Origin of the sequence: Tsukamurella sp. M9C, from assembly GCF_020169415.1 — a bacterium.
GTDB lineage: Bacteria > Actinomycetota > Actinomycetes > Mycobacteriales > Mycobacteriaceae > Tsukamurella.
In genome coordinates this window covers 17,581-34,491 of record NZ_JAIULG010000020.1, presented here as the reverse complement: position 1 = coordinate 34,491, position 16,911 = coordinate 17,581, and the positions used below count along the sequence as shown (strand labels likewise).

The 16,911-nt window shown below is 70.5% G+C and carries 18 protein-coding genes; 12 read left to right on the top strand and 6 right to left on the bottom strand.

Annotated features, from left to right (window positions below; translation table 11 throughout):
- The first annotated feature begins 11 nt into the window (after positions 1-11).
- The 7 genes from LB823_RS11765 (at position 12) to LB823_RS11735 (ending at position 6,542) form a co-directional block, all read left to right on the top strand.
- A complete protein-coding gene (locus LB823_RS11765) occupies positions 12-404 on the top strand; it encodes a DUF5313 family protein (RefSeq protein ID WP_224647330.1) in 393 nt (130 codons plus the stop codon).
- 9 nt (positions 405-413) lie between these two features.
- Entirely contained in the window at positions 414-1,292 is an 879-nt protein-coding gene (locus LB823_RS11760; protein WP_224647329.1) for a DNA-3-methyladenine glycosylase, read from the top strand.
- A gap of 342 nt (positions 1,293-1,634) precedes the next feature.
- Positions 1,635-2,009, top strand: a complete 375-nt coding sequence (gene rpsL, locus LB823_RS11755) for a 30S ribosomal protein S12 (RefSeq protein ID WP_224647328.1) — start codon at positions 1,635-1,637, stop codon at positions 2,007-2,009.
- Entirely contained in the window at positions 2,009-2,479 is a 471-nt protein-coding gene (gene rpsG / locus LB823_RS11750) for a 30S ribosomal protein S7 (RefSeq protein WP_068522691.1), read from the top strand. Before rpsL ends, rpsG begins: the two co-directional genes overlap by 1 nt.
- 129 nt (positions 2,480-2,608) lie before the next feature.
- Positions 2,609-4,714, top strand: coding sequence for an elongation factor G (gene fusA, locus LB823_RS11745; protein WP_224647327.1), 2,106 nt, complete (start codon positions 2,609-2,611; stop codon positions 4,712-4,714).
- A 122-nt stretch (positions 4,715-4,836) separates the two neighbouring features.
- The gene (gene tuf / locus LB823_RS11740; protein ID WP_224647326.1) at positions 4,837-6,027 is read left to right on the top strand and encodes an elongation factor Tu; all 1,191 of its coding nucleotides are present in this window, start codon (positions 4,837-4,839) and stop codon (positions 6,025-6,027) included.
- Between the two features lie 155 nt (positions 6,028-6,182).
- Complete coding sequence (locus LB823_RS11735; RefSeq protein ID WP_224647325.1) at positions 6,183-6,542, top strand: DUF732 domain-containing protein; 360 nt, start codon at positions 6,183-6,185, stop codon at positions 6,540-6,542.
- A gap of 7 nt (positions 6,543-6,549) precedes the next feature.
- On the opposite strand, the gene LB823_RS11730 is transcribed toward LB823_RS11735, so the two are convergent.
- Positions 6,550-7,407: a hypothetical protein gene (locus LB823_RS11730; RefSeq protein WP_224647324.1), complete on the bottom strand. Its 858-nt coding sequence runs from the start codon at positions 7,405-7,407 to the stop codon at positions 6,550-6,552.
- A gap of 121 nt (positions 7,408-7,528) precedes the next feature.
- Here LB823_RS11730 and LB823_RS11725 point away from each other — a divergent pair, with 121 nt between their 5' ends.
- Positions 7,529-8,344, top strand: a complete 816-nt coding sequence (locus LB823_RS11725) for an SHOCT domain-containing protein (protein WP_224647323.1) — start codon at positions 7,529-7,531, stop codon at positions 8,342-8,344.
- A 45-nt stretch (positions 8,345-8,389) separates the two neighbouring features.
- On the opposite strand, the gene LB823_RS11720 is transcribed toward LB823_RS11725, so the two are convergent.
- Positions 8,390-8,548: a DUF5302 domain-containing protein gene (locus tag LB823_RS11720; protein ID WP_224647322.1), complete on the bottom strand. Its 159-nt coding sequence runs from the start codon at positions 8,546-8,548 to the stop codon at positions 8,390-8,392.
- A 99-nt stretch (positions 8,549-8,647) separates the two neighbouring features.
- On the opposite strand from LB823_RS11720, the gene LB823_RS11715 reads away from it, so the two are divergent.
- Positions 8,648-9,466 carry an SDR family oxidoreductase gene (locus LB823_RS11715; RefSeq protein WP_224647320.1) on the top strand — a complete coding sequence of 273 codons (819 nt, stop codon included), beginning with the start codon at positions 8,648-8,650 and terminating at the stop codon, positions 9,464-9,466.
- 12 nt (positions 9,467-9,478) lie between these two features.
- Here the strand turns inward: LB823_RS11715 and LB823_RS11710 are convergent, their stop codons facing one another.
- Positions 9,479-10,912 (bottom strand): MFS transporter, encoded by a 1,434-nt coding sequence (locus tag LB823_RS11710; RefSeq protein ID WP_224647319.1) that lies wholly within the window; start codon positions 10,910-10,912, stop codon positions 9,479-9,481.
- Positions 10,913-11,073: 161 nt separating this feature from the next.
- Here LB823_RS11710 and LB823_RS11705 point away from each other — a divergent pair, with 161 nt between their 5' ends.
- Positions 11,074-11,697, top strand: a complete 624-nt coding sequence (locus tag LB823_RS11705) for a TetR/AcrR family transcriptional regulator (RefSeq protein ID WP_224647318.1) — start codon at positions 11,074-11,076, stop codon at positions 11,695-11,697.
- A gap of 3 nt (positions 11,698-11,700) precedes the next feature.
- Here the strand turns inward: LB823_RS11705 and LB823_RS11700 are convergent, their stop codons facing one another.
- Positions 11,701-12,816, bottom strand: coding sequence for an alcohol dehydrogenase catalytic domain-containing protein (locus LB823_RS11700; RefSeq protein WP_224647317.1), 1,116 nt, complete (start codon positions 12,814-12,816; stop codon positions 11,701-11,703).
- Positions 12,816-13,838, bottom strand: a complete 1,023-nt coding sequence (locus LB823_RS11695; RefSeq protein ID WP_224647316.1) for a ferredoxin--NADP reductase — start codon at positions 13,836-13,838, stop codon at positions 12,816-12,818. The genes LB823_RS11700 and LB823_RS11695 overlap by 1 nt, the downstream gene beginning before the upstream one ends.
- Before the next feature lie 122 nt (positions 13,839-13,960).
- Between LB823_RS11695 and LB823_RS11690 the strand changes: the two genes are divergently transcribed.
- On the top strand, positions 13,961-14,713 hold the full coding sequence (locus LB823_RS11690; protein WP_224647315.1) for a M50 family metallopeptidase: 753 nt from the start codon (positions 13,961-13,963) through the stop codon (positions 14,711-14,713).
- A 96-nt stretch (positions 14,714-14,809) separates the two neighbouring features.
- On the top strand, positions 14,810-16,297 hold the full coding sequence (locus LB823_RS11685; protein WP_224647314.1) for an NAD(P)/FAD-dependent oxidoreductase: 1,488 nt from the start codon (positions 14,810-14,812) through the stop codon (positions 16,295-16,297).
- On the opposite strand, the gene LB823_RS11680 is transcribed toward LB823_RS11685, so the two are convergent.
- A complete protein-coding gene (locus LB823_RS11680) occupies positions 16,282-16,893 on the bottom strand; it encodes an alpha/beta fold hydrolase (RefSeq protein WP_224647313.1) in 612 nt (203 codons plus the stop codon). The genes LB823_RS11685 and LB823_RS11680 overlap by 16 nt on opposite strands.
- Positions 16,894-16,911: the final 18 nt, after the last annotated feature.

The window sequence follows — 16,911 nt, the reverse complement described above, 5'->3', positions numbered from 1 at the left end:
AGCGTGGGGGCATGTCCACGACTACGCGAACTACACCGAACCTCCTCGAGCGGGTGAAGTACCTCATGGGGATGCGCCTGCCCGACTCCATGCGCGACTGGGTGGTCAACGACGCCACCGGCCCCGGCCACAACCGTCGCTTCTTCATCCGCGGGGCGCTGATGTTCGTGCCCTTCCTCGTCGTCGCCCTGCTGCTCCCGTCGCCGCTGTGGGTCAAGCTCGCCCTCGTCGCGATGATGGCCCTGCCGGCCATCGTCTTCGTCGGCGGCCTGCGCTCGATCTACCTGCAGGAACTGCTGGTCGACAACGGCATCGACCCGCACACCGAGAGCGGCAGCCAGCTCGCCGAGCACCGTCGCCGCGCGCAGGTCTACGAGGAGAAGTACCGGCACCGGGCGGCGTAACCTCGCCGGGTGACGGCAGAACGCTCATGGGCTCCGGGGTACTTCCTCGACCTGCACGGCACCGTCGGCGTGCTCCGCCGCGGCGCGGGCGATCCGGCCTACGCGCGCACGCCCGACGGTGCGCTGTGGCGGGCCGTGCACACCCCGGACGGGCCGGGGACGCTGCGCCTGCGCCTCGTCGACGGCACGGTGACGGCGCAGGCGTGGGGGAGCGGCGCGGACTGGCTCCTCGACCACGCCCCCGCGATGGTCGGCGCGGACGACGAGCCGTCGGCCCTGGTTCCGCGCCACGACGTCGTCGAGCGGGCGGTCGCGGCCTCGCCCGGACTGCGCCTGACCCGGTCGAACCGGGTCTGGGAGACGCTCGTCCCGACGGTGCTGGAGCAGAAGGTCGTGGGCGCGGAGGCGTGGCGGTCCTGGCGGTACCTGGTCCGACGGTTCGGCACGGTCGCCCCGGGGCCGACGGGCGGACCCGACCTGCGGGTGCCGCCGCCGCGCGCCGCCTGGGCCGCGATACCCGGCTGGGAGTGGCACCGCGCCGGCGTGGAACCCGTCCGGATGCGCACGATCATCGGGGCGAGTGCTGTGGAGGTCGAGCATCGGCCCGCGAAGCTCGGGGCCCTCCCCGGCATCGGGCCGTGGACCGTCGGCGACCTGCTGGGCCGGGCGTGCGGCGACCCGGACGCCGTGCCCGTCGGCGACTACCACCTGCCGCGGATCGTGGGAATAGCGCTCGCGGGCGAGGCGTTGGACGATCCCGGAATGCTCGACGTGCTCGAGCCCTATCGGGGTCAGCGCGGGCGGGTGATCAGGCTGCTGGTCCGAGCGGGTGTCGACCGCGAACGCCGCGGGCCACGGGTGGCCGTGCGCGACTATCGTGGCCTGTAGGCAATGCATTTTGACCAGTGTGAGTTCAGGCGGGTAAGCTAGGTCGCCGTGCCTGGGTAACCAGGACTGTTCACACGTGTCCATGGCTAGGCCGGACCTCCGGAACCGCCCACGGATACGCGACACGCCCGACCTCGGGGTACGTGCGAGGCCGGTAGCTACTTCCCGGAAACGGGACTGACCAGCGGAAACGGCGAGAGTCGTTGAAGCGGGTGGGGCCGCGCTGCGGAAGTCGTTCTCCCCTTCGCGGGGGCGCGCGGCTTGCCCGGAGCTACAACCGCAGCAGCAGGAAGAGTCGACCGTGCGGTCGGCGACAGCCGAAACGAAGGAAACAGCGCTTCTATGCCAACTATCAACCAGCTGGTCCGCAAGGGCCGCCGGGACAAGGCCACCAAGACGAAGGTGGCCGCCCTCAAGGGCTCGCCGCAGCGTCGTGGCGTGTGCACCCGCGTCTACACCACGACCCCGAAGAAGCCGAACTCGGCTCTCCGTAAGGTCGCCCGCGTCCGCCTGACCACCTCGGTCGAGGTCACCGCGTACATCCCCGGCGAAGGCCACAACCTTCAGGAGCACTCGATGGTGCTCGTCCGCGGCGGTCGTGTGAAGGACCTCCCGGGTGTTCGCTACAAGATCATCCGTGGCTCGCTCGACACCCAGGGTGTCAAGAGCCGCAAGCAGGCCCGCAGCAAGTACGGCGCGAAGAAGGAGAAGGGCTGATGCCTCGTAAGGGACCGGCGCCCAAGCGCCCCGTCGTCAACGACCCCGTCTACGGCTCGCAGGTCGTCACGCAGCTCGTGAACAAGGTGCTCCTGGACGGCAAGAAGTCGACCGCCGAGCGCATCGTCTACGGCGCGCTCGAGGCCACCCGTGAGAAGACCGGCACCGATCCGGTTCTCACCCTCAAGAAGGCGCTCGACAACGTGCGCCCGTCGCTCGAGGTGAAGAGCCGCCGCGTCGGTGGCGCCACCTACCAGGTGCCGATCGAGGTGAAGGCCGGTCGCGCCAACACCCTGGCTCTGCGCTGGCTGGTGACCTTCACGCGGCAGCGTCGCGAGAAGACCATGGTCGAGCGTCTCGCCAACGAGATCCTCGACGCGAGCAACGGCCTGGGCGCTTCCGTGAAGCGTCGCGAGGACACCCACAAGATGGCCGAGGCCAACCGGGCGTTCGCGCACTACCGCTGGTGATCTGATCCCGCGGGCCGGCCCACCGGCCGGCCCGCGGGACACCGGAGAACCGCTGCCGCTACCGAGCTGCAGGTGCCGCTCCCGCGGCGGAGTTCCAACCATCCTTTAACGAGAACGAGGCTTACCACCGTGGCACAGGAAGTGCTTACCGACCTCACGAAGGTCCGCAACATCGGCATCATGGCGCATATCGATGCCGGTAAGACCACCACTACCGAGCGCATCCTCTTCTACACCGGTGTGAACTACAAGATCGGTGAGACCCACGACGGTGCCTCGACCACCGACTGGATGGAGCAGGAGAAGGAGCGTGGTATCACCATCACCTCCGCCGCCGTGACCTGCTTCTGGAACGGCAACCAGATCAACATCATCGACACCCCCGGGCACGTCGACTTCACCGTCGAGGTGGAGCGTTCGCTCCGCGTGCTCGACGGCGCCGTGGCCGTCTTCGACGGCAAGGAGGGCGTCGAGCCCCAGTCGGAGCAGGTCTGGCGTCAGGCCGAGAAGTACGACGTCCCGCGTATCTGCTTCGTCAACAAGATGGACAAGCTGGGCGCCGACTTCTACTTCACCGTGCGCACCATCGAGGAGCGCCTCGGCGCGAAGCCCCTCGTCCTGCAGCTGCCGATCGGCGCCGAGGATGCCTTCGACGGCGTCGTCGACCTCATCGAACAGAAGGCCATCACCTGGCGCGGCGTCGTGCCGACCGGTGCTGAGCCGACCATCGAGGAGATCCCCGCCGATCTCGTCGACAAGGCCGCCGAGTACCGCGAGAAGCTGCTCGAGACCGTCGCCGAGTCCGACGAGGCTCTGATGGAGAAGTACTTCGCCGGCGAGGAGCTCTCGATCGAGGAGATCAAGGGCGCCATCCGCAAGCTCACCGTCTCGCGCGAGCTCTACCCCGTGCTGTGCGGCTCGGCGTTCAAGAACAAGGGCGTCCAGCCCATGCTCGACGCCGTGATCGACTACCTCCCCAGCCCGCTCGACGTCCCCTCCATCGAGGGTCACGCCGTGGGCGACGAGGAGAAGATCATCTCGCGCAAGCCCAGCAAGGACGAGCCCTTCTCGGCCCTGGCCTTCAAGATCGCCGCGCACCCCTTCTTCGGCAAGCTGACGTTCGTCCGCGTGTACTCGGGTCACATCGACTCGGGCACCGGCGTGCTCAACGCCACGAAGGGCAACAAGGAGCGCATCGGCAAGCTCTTCCAGATGCACGCCAACAAGGAGATGCCCGTCGAGGATGCGACCGCCGGTCACATCTACGCGATGATCGGTCTCAAGAACACCACCACCGGTGACACCCTGTGCGACCCGGCGAACCCCATCGTCCTCGAGTCGATGACGTTCCCGGATCCGGTCATCAACGTCTCGATCGAGCCGAAGACCAAGTCCGACCAGGAGAAGCTGGGCGTCGCGATCCAGAAGCTCGCCGAGGAGGATCCCACCTTCTCCGTCGAGCTCGACGATCAGACCGGCCAGACCGTCATCGGCGGCATGGGCGAGCTGCACCTCGACATCCTCGTCGACCGCATGCGTCGCGAGTTCAAGGTCGAGGCCAACGTCGGCAAGCCGCAGGTGGCGTACCGCGAGACGATCCGCAAGACCGTCGACAAGCACGAGTACACCCACAAGAAGCAGACGGGTGGCTCCGGCCAGTTCGCGCGCGTCATCATCAAGCTCGAGCCGCTCACCGAGGCCGAGGACGGCGTCACCTACGAGTTCGTGAACGCCGTCACCGGTGGTCGCGTGCCGAAGGAGTACATCCCCTCGGTCGACGCCGGTGCGCAGGACGCGCTGCAGTACGGCGTGCTCGCGGGCTACCCGATGGTCAACGTCAAGGTGTCGCTGCTCGACGGCGCGTACCACGACGTCGACTCGTCCGAGATGGCGTTCAAGATCGCCGGCGCGCAGGCCTTCAAGGAGGCCGCGCGCATGGCCGGTCCCGTCATCCTCGAGCCCATCATGGCTGTCGAGGTCACGACCCCCGAGGATTACATGGGTGACGTGATCGGCGACCTCAACTCCCGCCGTGGCCAGATCCAGGCCATGGAGGAACGCAGTGGTGCCCGTGTCGTCAAGGCGCAGGTCCCGCTGTCGGAGATGTTCGGCTACATCGGCGACCTCCGGTCGCGGACCCAGGGCCGGGCTAACTACTCCATGGTCTTCGACTCGTACGCCGAGGTTCCGGCGAACGTGGCGAAGGAGATCATCGCGAAGGTGAACGGGGAGTAATTCTCCCCGCTCTCCGGAGCGTGACGCCACAGAACAATTCCGCGGCGTCGAACAACTGAAGTAAATACACCCGCTTGTGGGGCAACCGGCCTCTCAAGCACCTACGTCCAGGAGGACATCAAGTGGCGAAGGCGAAGTTCGAGCGGACGAAGCCGCACGTGAACATCGGCACCATCGGTCACGTCGACCACGGCAAGACCACCCTGACGGCTGCCATCACCAAGGTTCTGGCCGAGAAGTACCCGGACCTGAACGAGGCCTCGGCCTTCGATCAGATCGACAAGGCGCCGGAGGAGAAGGCTCGTGGTATCACGATCAACATCTCCCACGTCGAGTACCAGACGGAGAAGCGTCACTACGCTCACGTCGACGCTCCCGGTCACGCCGACTACATCAAGAACATGATCACCGGTGCGGCCCAGATGGACGGCGCGATCCTGGTCGTGGCCGCCACCGACGGCCCGATGCCCCAGACGCGTGAGCACGTGCTGCTCGCCCGCCAGGTCGGCGTGCCCTACATCCTGGTCGCCCTGAACAAGTGCGACATGGTCGACGACGAGGAGATCCTCGAGCTCGTCGAGATGGAGGTCCGCGAGCTGCTGGGTTCGCAGGAGTTCGACGAGGACGCCCCCGTCGTCCGCGTTTCGGGCTACCAGGCGCTGCAGGGCGACCCCAAGTGGACCGAGTCGATCCTCGAGCTGATGAACGCGGTCGACACCGCGATCCCGGATCCCGAGCGTGAGACCGACAAGCCCTTCCTCATGCCCGTCGAGGACGTCTTCACGATCACCGGTCGTGGCACCGTCGTCACCGGTCGTGTCGAGCGCGGCATCGTCAACGTCAACGAGGAGGTCGAGATCGTCGGCATCCGCGAGAAGTCGACGAAGACCACCGTCACCGGCATCGAGATGTTCCGCAAGCTGCTGGACTCGGGCCAGGCGGGCGACAACGTCGGCCTGCTGGTCCGTGGCCTCAAGCGTGAGGACGTCGAGCGCGGCCAGGTCGTCGTGAAGCCCGGCACCACCACTCCCCACAAGGAGTTCGAGGGCCAGGCGTACATCCTGTCGAAGGACGAGGGCGGCCGCCACACCCCGTTCTTCAACAACTACCGCCCGCAGTTCTACTTCCGTACCACGGACGTGACCGGCGTCGTGACCCTCCCCGAGGGCACCGAGATGGTCATGCCCGGCGACAACACCGAGATGAGCGTCAAGCTCATCCAGCCGGTCGCCATGGACGAGGGCCTGCGCTTCGCGATCCGCGAGGGTGGCCGCACCGTCGGTGCCGGCCGCGTCACCAAGATCATCGCCTGATCTTCGGTAACCAGCCGTGAACGGCGCCTCTCCCTTCGGGGAGGGGCGCCGTTCCGCGTTTCCGGGCTTCTCGGGTTCGCGCCCCGGCGTTCGCGCGATCGGCGATAATCGCCACGACACGTGGGCCGGGCCCACCGGAGGCGAGGAGCGAGACGATGCCGAAGCTGATGAGGGCGGTGGCGGCCGCGGCCGTGGCGCTGGGGTGCGCCGCGCTGGTGCAGGCGCCCGCGCAGGCCGACGGCCGGCTCGACGAGGGCCGGTTCGTCGTGGCCTCGAAGAACCTCCACGACTTCACCAAGCCGTTCGGCGATCGGACCACCGACGCCCAGATGGTCCGGTTCGGCTACCGGGCGTGCGCCGCGCTCGACCGGAACCCGGGGAGCACCGCCGGGGCGACGCGCGCGCTCTACAACGACGAGCGGGCGTACCCGCTGTGGGAGCGGCAGCAGCTCGTCTTCTACGCGGCGCAGTACCTGTGCGTCCGCCACTGGGACCGGTACAAGACGTACCCCTGATGGCCGCTCAGCGCGCCAGGTAGCGCGCGAAGGTCCAGCCGTAGATCGCGGACTCCAGGTCGTGCCGGGCCGCGGCGATCGTGACCTCCACCAGCGCGCGCTCGACGAGCCGGGACCGGAGCGCCGCACCGTCGGGCGGGCCGCCGCCGGCGGTCAGCGACCGCGGCGGGGTGCGCGCCAGGTTCAGCGCATCGGCGAGGGCGTCCTGGTCGAGCAGCAGCTGATCGCCCACCGCCGCGGGCACGTCCCGGCCGGCGGCGAGGTACCGTCGCGCCTCCGCGCGGGCCTCGTCGACGCCGATCGCGTACTCGGGCTCGACGGTGATCCGCTCCAGGTCGCGGAGGAGGGCGCGGGCCTGGCGATCGGCCTCGTCGGGGTACAGGGTGCGGATGTGCGCGACGCGGGCGGGGGAGGCGACGGCCTCGAAGCGCGTGACCCGGTACGGCAGTACCTGCCCGGGATGGCGCTCGCCGACGAGCTTCCACGGGCCGTTCGGGATGTGGTGCGCCCGGCTGGGGTGGGTGGTGGCGACCGCGTGGATCGTGTAGCCCTCGGCCTCCGCGAACTCCACCAGCTGCCGCACGGGATCGTCGACGGTGGCCCACGCGGCCGCCGTGGGGACGTTCCACAGCACGCGCACGCCCGCGGGGACGATGGTGCCGAGCGGCAGCCAGCCGGCGTCGGTGGTGGTCACGACGAGCAGCGGCTCGGGCCCGCGGGTGAGGTAGGCGGCGGCCCAGTTCAGGCCCGACTCCGGCAGGTGCGGACCGCCCCGGAGCGAGCCGAGGATCGACCCGATGACGGCTCGGACCTGATGGACGGCAGGGTTTTCCGGCGGCACGCCCTCGGGTACCGGGCGGCGCACGATCGGTACGGGGATCAGTAGCGGAAGGTCGATGACACCCTCCTCGTGCGACCGTCGTAGTGCGATCGCAAGTCTATCGGATGCCCTGTGGGGTCGCCCGACGCGTCCGTACCCTGCATCCATGGACACAGCACGCGCCGATCGCGGCTTCGTCGGCACGTTCCTCCGGACCCTCGCCTTCGTGATGCTGTGCGGGATCGTCGGGCCGATCTTCCTGGTGCTGTACTTCGTGATCGGCGACCGGTCGCTGCAGTGGATGTTCTGGACCGGCGCGGCGATCACGGTGCTCAACGTGCTCATCGCCTTCGCCATCGCGTACGGCGCGGACAACCGGCGCGAGAAGATCGCCCGCATGATGGCGACGGGCCGGATGGCCCTCGCCGACCTCACGTCGGTCGAACAGACCACCGTCGAGATCAACGGGCAGCCCCTGATGAAGCTCGGCCTGCGGATCCACGGCGACGGGGTGCCGACGTTCGACGCGCAGATCCGCAAGACGGTGCCGATCGTGGCGCAGGGGCTGCTGCACCGCCGCGTGCTCGCGGTCGTCGTCGACCCCGCGACGCGGGAGTTCGAGATCGACTGGCAGGCGTCGGCGCTGGTGGCGGGTTCGGTGCCGGCGCAGTTCTCGTCGGCGGAGGACGGCCGGACCTACGACCTCAGCGGGCAGCCCGGCCCCCTGATCGCGATCCTGGAGGTCCTCCGCCGGCACGGGATCGCGACGGACGGCACCGTCGACCTGCGGAACGGCGATCCGTACCTCCGGCAGGAGGTGATGGCGATCGTCCGGCAGTACGGGCGGCAGCCGGGCGCGGCGGCCACCGACGGGAGGTCGCTCACCGAGCGGCTGGACGAGCTGGACGCGCTGCGGGCGGCCGGGCGGATCAGCGAGCGCGAGTACGGGGAGGCCCGGCGGCGGCTGCTGGGAACGACGTAGGCCCGGCGATCCCTGTCGGGTTCGCCGGGCCGTCGCGCGGTTCCGCTATCCGCTCTTGCGACGGAACTGCTGCTGGTGGCTCTCCGACCCGTGCGGGGTCGCGGGCTTCGCGGACCCGTCCAGGTGGGCGGAACCCTTGCGGTTCGACGCGTTCTTGCGTTCGAGTGCTTCCTTGAACTTGTCGGCGATACCGTCGTCGGTCATGGGGTCTCCTCTGGTCGGCGTGCGTTCACGCTAAACCGGACCGGGGCGGATGTCATCCGATTTGCCGCGAATCCGTTCGCAGGGGGAAGGATGGGGGATATGAGCATGTACGTGGTGACGGGTGCGGCGTCGGGTCTCGGCGCGGCGACGGCGGAGCGGCTGCACGCCGCCGGGCACGGCGTGATCGGCGTCGACCTGCGCGGGACCGACGTCGAGGCCGATCTCGGGACGCCCGGGGGCCGGTTCGAGGCCGTCGCGCGGATCGGCGAGCTGGTGGGCTCCGCGCCGCTCGCCGGCTTCGCCGCGTTCGCCGGGCTGGGGCCGGCCGCGGGCCGCTCGGGCGCGTCGGTCGTCGCGGTGAACTACTTCGGGGCGGTCGACCTGCTGGTGGGGCTGCGGCCCCTGCTCGCCCGCGGGCCGTCGGCGGCGCTGCTGGTGAGCTCGAACTCCACGACCACGCAGCCGGGCTGGCCGCTGCAGCTGGCCGAGATGTGCCTCGACGGCGACGAGCACGCCGCTTCCGACCTCGCCGACTCCTACGGCGAGTACGCCTCGATCCTGGCCTACCCGGCGACGAAGGCCGCGCTGGCCTACTACGTGCGCACGCACGCCGCCGAGTACGTGCGGCAGGGCATCCGGCTCAACGCCATCGCGCCGGGGCTCATCGACACCCCGATGACGCAGGCCGGGCGCGCCGACCCGCAGCTCGGTGCCGCGATGGACGCCTTCCTCGAGCTGATCCCCGCCGGCCGCGCCGGGAAGCCGGAGGAGATCGCCGCGCTCGCGCAGTTCCTGCTCGGCCCCGAGTCCGGGTACTGCGTGGGCTCCGTCGTCTTCGCCGACGGTGGCCTCGACGCCCAGCAGCGCCCGACGGACTGGCCGCGGCCCGCGTCGCCGCCGGAGGCGCCCCAGGCGTAGGTCAGAACCGGATCACCTGGCGGAGACCGGCTTCCTACTCCACAGTGCCGACCCGAGCGTGATCAGCAGACTCAGGGCGACGAAGCCGGAGCCCGCGAGGAACGCGCGATCCATGCCCGAGATCAAATCCGGCACCGTCGTCGTCGCACCCTCGCCGGAGCTGATTCCGGAGATCGCGATGAGCACAGCGAGGCCGAGCGCTACGCCGCCGGCCTGCTGCGCCGTCTGCATCAGGCCCGCGGCCGCGCCCGCATCGGAGGCGGGGACGCCCGAGAGGATGCGGCTGGTGAAGGGCATGAAGGCGAGCCCGCCGCCGATACCGAGCAGGAGTGTGGGGACGAACACGGCGGCCCAGTAGCCGCTGCTCGTGGTGAGTTGTGCAAGCTGGAAGTGCCCCACGGCCAGCAGGATCGTGCCGACGACCGCGACCGGCGCGGGCCCGAATCGGTTCACCAGGCGCGGCGAGATCCGGGAGACGCCGAAGATGCCCAGCGTCAGTGGGAGGAAGGCGACGCCCGTCAGGAACGCGGAATAGCCGTGTACCACCTGGAGGAACTGCACCAGGAAGAAGAACGCGGTCATCTGCGGGCCCACGATGAGCACGAACCCGACCAGTGCGGCCACCCGGTGGGGATCCCGGAGCAGGCGGAACGCGAACAGCGGGTGATCGGTGCGACGTTCGACGACGCAGAGCGTGGCCAGGGCGATCACTGCTACGCCGAACGCCGCCACGGTGCGCGGCGCGATGCCGCTCTCGGGGAGCCAGACGAAGCCGGCGACGAGCGATGTCATGCCGATGGTCGCGGCGAGCGCGCCGGGCACGTCGAAGGGCTCGCGTCGACGGGGCGTTCTCGGGAGCAGCCGGGATCCGAGGACCAGCGCGGCGATCCCGATCGGCACGTTGATGAAGAAGGCCCAGCGCCAGGACGCCCACGAGGTGAGGGCGCCGCCGAGGAGCAGGCCGACCGAGCCGCCGCCGGAGCTGACCGCCGCGAACAGGCCGAGCGCGCGGTTGCGCGCGGCGCCCTCCGGCTGTGACCGGGTGAGCAGGGCCAGCGCCGCCGGCGCGGCGATCGCCGCACCCACGCCCTGCACCGCGCGGGCGGCGACCAGCCAGACGCCCGTCAGGGCGAACCCGCCGAGCACTGAGCCGATGAGGAAGACGACGAGCCCGCCGAGGAAGGTTCGCCGGTAGCCGAGCACGTCGCCGAGACGCCCGCCCAGCAGGAGCAGCCCGCCGAACGCCAGGGTGTAGGCGTTGAGTACCCACGACAGGTCGGCGGCGGAGAAGCCGAACGCGCTGTGCACGATCGGTAGCGCGACGTTCACGACGGTGGCGTCCAGCACGAGCATGAGCTGGACGGTGAGGATGACGGAGAGGATGAGGCCGGGGCGCGCAGGCGCTCCTGGTCGGTCCGGGAGAGCCGATGCGGTGATCGTCGACATGAAGTGTGTCCTGATTCACTGGTGATGGCGGGTCGATGGTCCCCGGTTCTCGGCCGAGGGGCTACGATGTGGAGAGCGGCTCCGGTTTTTCGGAGATGAATCGGCGAATCGGAGGCCCTCTCCGGTTACGCTACGGAGGCAGTCTCCGGTTTGCAAGGGGTGTGAGCGAAGTGTCCGAAAGGTCGGTATCGGTCGGCGGTGCGCCACGGGTCGAGGCGCCGCGCCCGCTGCGTGCGGACGCACAGCGCAACCGCGACAAGATCCTCGCGGTCGCCCGCGAGGCGTTCGGTGATCGCGGAGCCGATGCGTCTCTCGATGAGATCGCCAAAGCCGCGGGCGTCGGGCCGGGCACCCTGTACCGGCACTTCCCGACCCGCGCGCATCTGCATCGCGCAGTCCTGGACGACTGGCAGGTGGAGGTCGCCGCCGACGGGGAGCGGCTGATCGCCCTCGCCGACGTCGAACCGGAGCGCGCCCTCTCCGAGTGGGCGCACAGCCACTACGAGCACAAGTCGTTCTTCCGCGGCCTGCACGCTCGCCTGCTCGCCGACGCGGACGACGACGACACCTCGGTCCTCTACAGCTGCAAGACCGCACTCGGCTCCGCCGGCGAGGGTGTCCTCGAGCGCGCGCGGGCCGCCGGCCTCGTGCGCCCCGAGATCGGCTACCGCACCGTGTCGCAGCTGATCAGCGGTATCGGCATGGTCGCCGAGCAGGTGCCGGACGGCATCGACGTCGCCGGTCAGATCGGCATCGTCCTGGCCGGCATCCGGCCCGCGACCTAGGCGTCAGAAGCGGATCACCTGGCGGACGGCGGCACCGTCGGCCAGGGAGTCCATACCCTCGTTGATCTGCGCCAGCGTGATGACGCCGCTGATCAGCTTCTCGACCGGCAGGCGGCCGGCGCGCCACATCTCGACGTACCGCGGGATGTCGCGCTGCGGGACGGCGGAGCCGAGGTAGCTGCCGATGATGGTGCGGGCCTCGGCGGTGAGCACGAGCGGGCTGATCTCGGACCGCGCAGCGGGATTCGGCAGCCCGACGGTCACCGTCCGGCCGCCGACAGCGGTCGCCGCCACCGCGGATTCGAAGGCCTTCGGGTGGCCCGCCGCCTCGATCACGACGGGCGCGCGCACGCCGGCCTCGGCGAGTTCCGCAGGGGTGTAGGCGGCGTCGGCGCCGAGGGCGCGCACCTGCTCCAGCTTCGCGGGCTGCGCGTCGACGCCGATCACGCGGCCGACGGCACCGTCGGCCTGCAGGGACAGGGCGGTGAGGACGGCGGCCATGCCGACCCCGCCCAGGCCGACGACGATCACGTCGTCGCCGTTCGACGGTGCGCCGGCGTTGAGCACCGCACCGCCGCCGGTGAGCACGGCGCAGCCGAGGACGGCCGCGATCTCCGGCGGCACATCGGCATCCACGCGGGTGACGGAGCGGGCGTCCACCACGGTGTGCGTCGCGAAGCCGGACACCCCGAGGTGGTGGTGCACCTCCGCGCCGTCGCGCGACAGTCGCCGGCCGCCGCCCAGCAGCTCGCCGGCGTTGTTGGCGACGCTGCCCGGCGTGCACGGAAGCTGGCCGTCGGTGCGGCAATTGGCGCACTCGCCGCAGCGGGGGAGGAAGGCCATGACCACGCGGTCGCCGACCGCGACGCCCTCGGTGCCGGGCCCCAGCGCCTCGACGATGCCCGCGGCCTCGTGGCCCAGCAGCATCGGCACGGGGCGGACGCGGTTGCCGTCGACCACCGACAGATCCGAATGGCACAGGCCCGCGGCCTCGATGCGGACCAGGAGTTCGCCGGGGCCCGGCGGCGCGAGCTCGAGCTCGCCCACCGAGATCGGCTGCGACCGCGCGTACGGACGCGCGCGCCCGATCTCCTCCAGCACCGCTCCGCGGATCCGCATCAGTACTCGACCTCCAACTCTGGCGACGTCGGCTTCGCCTGGCACCCCAGAATGTAGCCGTCCTCGGCGTCGTCGGGGTCGAGTCCGTCGGTCACCGCCATCGCGACGGTGCCCTTCGTCAGCTTGCACAGGCACGTGGCGCACTCGCCCGATTGGCAGGAGTACGGCACGTCGTGGCCGTTGTTGATGAGCACGTCCACCAGCGACTCGCCCTCCGGCCACGGCACGGTGAAGCTCGCGCCCAGGTTGTGGACGGTGACCTGCGGCGAGTCCGCGGTGACCTCCACCTCGTGGGGCACGATGTCGGCGAAGGCGTCGCCGGTGAGCGAGGCGTAGATCTCCTGGTGCACCTGCTCGCGCGGGGTGCCGATCACCCTGGCGGCCTCCTTGCAGGCGGCCATGAACTCGTCGCGGCCGCACAGGTAGGTCGCGCGCGAGTGGTACGGCGTGAGCAGCGCGGACAGCATGTCGGCGTCGGGGATGCCCCGCTCTGACTCCATCCACCAGATCACCGTGAGCCGTTCGTGTTCCGCCTCCAGTCGCGCGATCTCCGCGCGGAAGATCGTGGCCTCCGGGTCGGCGTTGGCGTACAGCAGCGTGACCGGCTGCGTGCCGGCCTTGAGTGCGGCCGCCAGGATCGACATGATCGGCGTGATGCCGCTGCCCGCCGCGAGCAGCAGCAGCGGCACGTCGAGGCTCTCCGGCACGAAGACGCCCGACGGCGGCAGGACCTCGAGCTCGTCGCCCGCGGTGACGTTGTCGCAGAGCCAGTTCGAGGCGTACCCGTCGACGGTCCGCTTGACGGTCACGCCGGGCTTCGCGTCGTCGAACGGGGAGGTGTACAGCGAGTAGGAGCGGGCGACGGACCCCGTGCGCTCCGACGGGACCCGGACGGTGACGAACTGGCCCGGCCGGTAGTCCCACTCCGCATCGAAGACGAAGGACTTCGCGAGCGCCGTCTCGTCGATCACCTCGGTCACGGTGACGATCTGGCTGCGGCTCGAATGGGGGGTGAGGCTCATGCGTCCAGGTTATCGGCCGAGCGTGCGGTGGATTCTGCCCGCCCAGCGGGCACTATCGACCGCACGGGCCGGGAGAGTGCGGACTCAGCGTTCCCACAGCGGCCGTGACTACCGTGCACCGGGTGGATCCCGCCCTTCCCGACGCCCTCGCCCACGCCTGGGACCGCGTCGTCGCCGACGTGGCCGACCGCCAGCCCGCGCCGAGCGCCGCCGTCCTGGTGGGCACGGCCGTCGCGGCCCTCGTCCTGGTCCTGTGGCGGCCCGCGTGGCGCCGGGCCCGGCACGTGGTGACCATCGCCCACGAGGGCGGCCACGCCGTGACCGCCGTGCTCTGCGGACGCCGGCTCAGCGGCGTCCGCCTGCACTCCGACACCTCCGGGCTCACCGTCTCCCGCGGGCGACCCCGCGGGCCCGGCATGGTCACCACGTTCGCGGCCGGCTACCCGGCGCCGACGGTGATCGGCCTGGTCGCCGCCGTCTTGCTCTCCCGCGGCTACGCCCTGGCCGCGCTGTGGGCCGCGGTGCTCCTGCTGGCGCTGCTGCTCCTGCAGATCCGCAACTTCTTCGGCCTGTACGTGGTGCTCCTCGCCGCCGCGGTCGTGGTCGCCGTCTCCTGGTGGGCGGCCCCGGACGCGAAGGTCGCGCTGGCCCACGTGGGTACCTGGTTCCTCCTCTTCGGGGCGCCGCGCGCTGTCGCCGAGCTGCAGTCCCTGCGCCGTCGCGGGCGGGGCCAGGAGAGCGACGCCGACCAGCTGGCCCGGCTGACCAGGATCCCCGGCGGCGTGTGGGTGGCGCTGTTCGCGGCGACGACCGTCGGGGGAGCGGTGCTGGGCGTCGTGCTGCTGGCCGCGCGGGCGGGCGCGACTCCGCCCTGAGTAGGAGGCGGCGGGATGCGCCCGGTTCTACACTGACGTAGATTTCAACTGACATTCCGTTCACAAAAAGGGCAGTGGACGATGGAGGGACTGGACATGACGCACGACGTGATCATCGTCGGCGCGGGGTTCGGCGGCATGGGTGCCGCGATCGAACTCCTCGGCCGCGGTCGCAACGACATCCTCATCCTCGAGCGCGAGGAGGACCTGGGCGGGACGTGGCACGTCAACCACTACCCGGGCCTCGCGGTCGACATCGCCTCGGTGACCTACTCGTACTCCTTCGAGCCCAACCCGAACTGGTCGCGGCTGTACGCGCCCGGCTCCGAGCTCAAGGCCTACGCGAGCCGGGTCGCCGACAAGTACGGGCTGCGGCCGCTGATGCGCTTCGGCGTCGACGTCACCGGCGCCGTCTGGGATCCGCAGGCCGCCGAGTGGGAGGTCACCGTCGTCCGCGACGGCGGCCTCGAACAGAAGCTCCGCACCCGCTACCTCATCACCGCGACCGGCTTCCTCAGCCAGCCCAAGCTCCCCGACATCGAGGGCATCGACGACTTCGCCGGCACCGTCATCCACAGCGCGAAGTGGGACGACGACGCCGACCTCGCCGGGCAGCGGATCGGGATCATCGGCACCGGCGCGACCGGCGTGCAGCTGGTCCCGGAGCTGGCGAAGGTCGCCGGGCACCTCACCGTCTTCCAGCGCACCCCGATCTGGGTGGTGCCCAAGGTCGACTTCGACGTCCCCGGCCCGGTGAAGGCCCTGTTCGGCCGCCTGCCCGTGACGCAGCGCGCGGCGCGGCTCGCGAACTCGACGGCGCTCGAGGTGCTCAGCACCGTCGGCGTGCTCAACTACAAGTACGGGCACCGCTTCAACGACATCGCGGCGCTGCTCGCCAAGGCGCACCTGCGCGCGCAGGTCCCGGACCCGGAGACGCGGGCGGCGCTCACCCCGTCGTACTCCTTCGGCTGCAAGCGGCCCACCTTCTCCAACACCTACTTCCCGTCCTTCAGCCGCGACAACGTGACCCTCGAGGCCTCGTCCATCGCCCGGGTGCTGCCGCACGGCATCGAGATGGCCGACGGCACCGTCCACGAGCTCGACACCCTCGTGCTCGCCACGGGGTTCTCGCTGTGGGAGAAGAACTTCCCCGCGATCGACGTGACCGGCCGGGACGGGCGGAACCTCGGCGAGTTCTGGCGCGAGGGGCGCTTCCAGGCCTACGAGGGCATGGCGGTGCCGAAGTTCCCCAACTTCTTCAGCCTGCACAGCCCGTACAGCTACACGGGCCTGAGCTACTTCTGGACCATCGAGGCGCAGATGGTGCACCTGCGCCGCGTCTTCGACGAGATCGACCGGACCGGCGCGCGCACCGTCGAGGTGACGGAGCAGGCGAACGCGAAGTTCCTGGAGACGATGTCGTCGCGGCTGGGGCGGTCCGTCTTCCAGCTGGGCGCGTGCGAGGGCAGCCGCAGTTACTACTTCGACCCGCACGGCGAGGCGACGCTGCTGCGGCCGAGCTCAGTGATCGGCGCCCGCCGCGACGCCCGCACCTTCCCGATCGAGGACTACGCCTTCGCCTGATCCAGCAGCGCGATCACGGCGTCGGCGGCCTTCGCCGGTGCGCCGGACTTCGCGGGCGCCAGGTCGTGCGCGGCCGCGACCTCGACGGTGGTGGTGGGGCCCGCGATGAGCGCCGCGGCCTCCGCCATCTCCTCCGGCGAGGCGAAGGGGTCGCGCCGGCCGTGCACCAGCACCGTCGGGACGGCGATGTCCGGCAGGTGCGCCGTGCGGGCCTTCTCCGGCCGCCCGGGCGGGTGCAGCGGGTAGGACAGGAGGAGAAGGCCGTCGGGCCGCTCCGGTCCCTCCGCGACGGCCATCGACGCCATCCGCCCGCCGTAGCTGTGCCCGCCCCACAGGATCGGGCCGTCCAGCTCCAGGAGCCGGGCGGTCTCCGCGAACGAGGCCCGGTCGGCCGCCTGGCCCGACGGTGACGGCGGCCCCTTCGGCCGCAGCCGCCGGAACGGGAGGTCGATGCGGACGGTGCGCACACCGCGCTGCGCGAGTTCCTCGCCGAGCAGCCGCAGCATCGCCTGGTCGCGGTTGCCGCCCGCGCCGTGCGCGAGCACGAGATTCGCTCGCACGTCACCGTCGGGGTCGTGAATCGAGAGCCAGGTCACCCGCCCAGCCTACGGGCA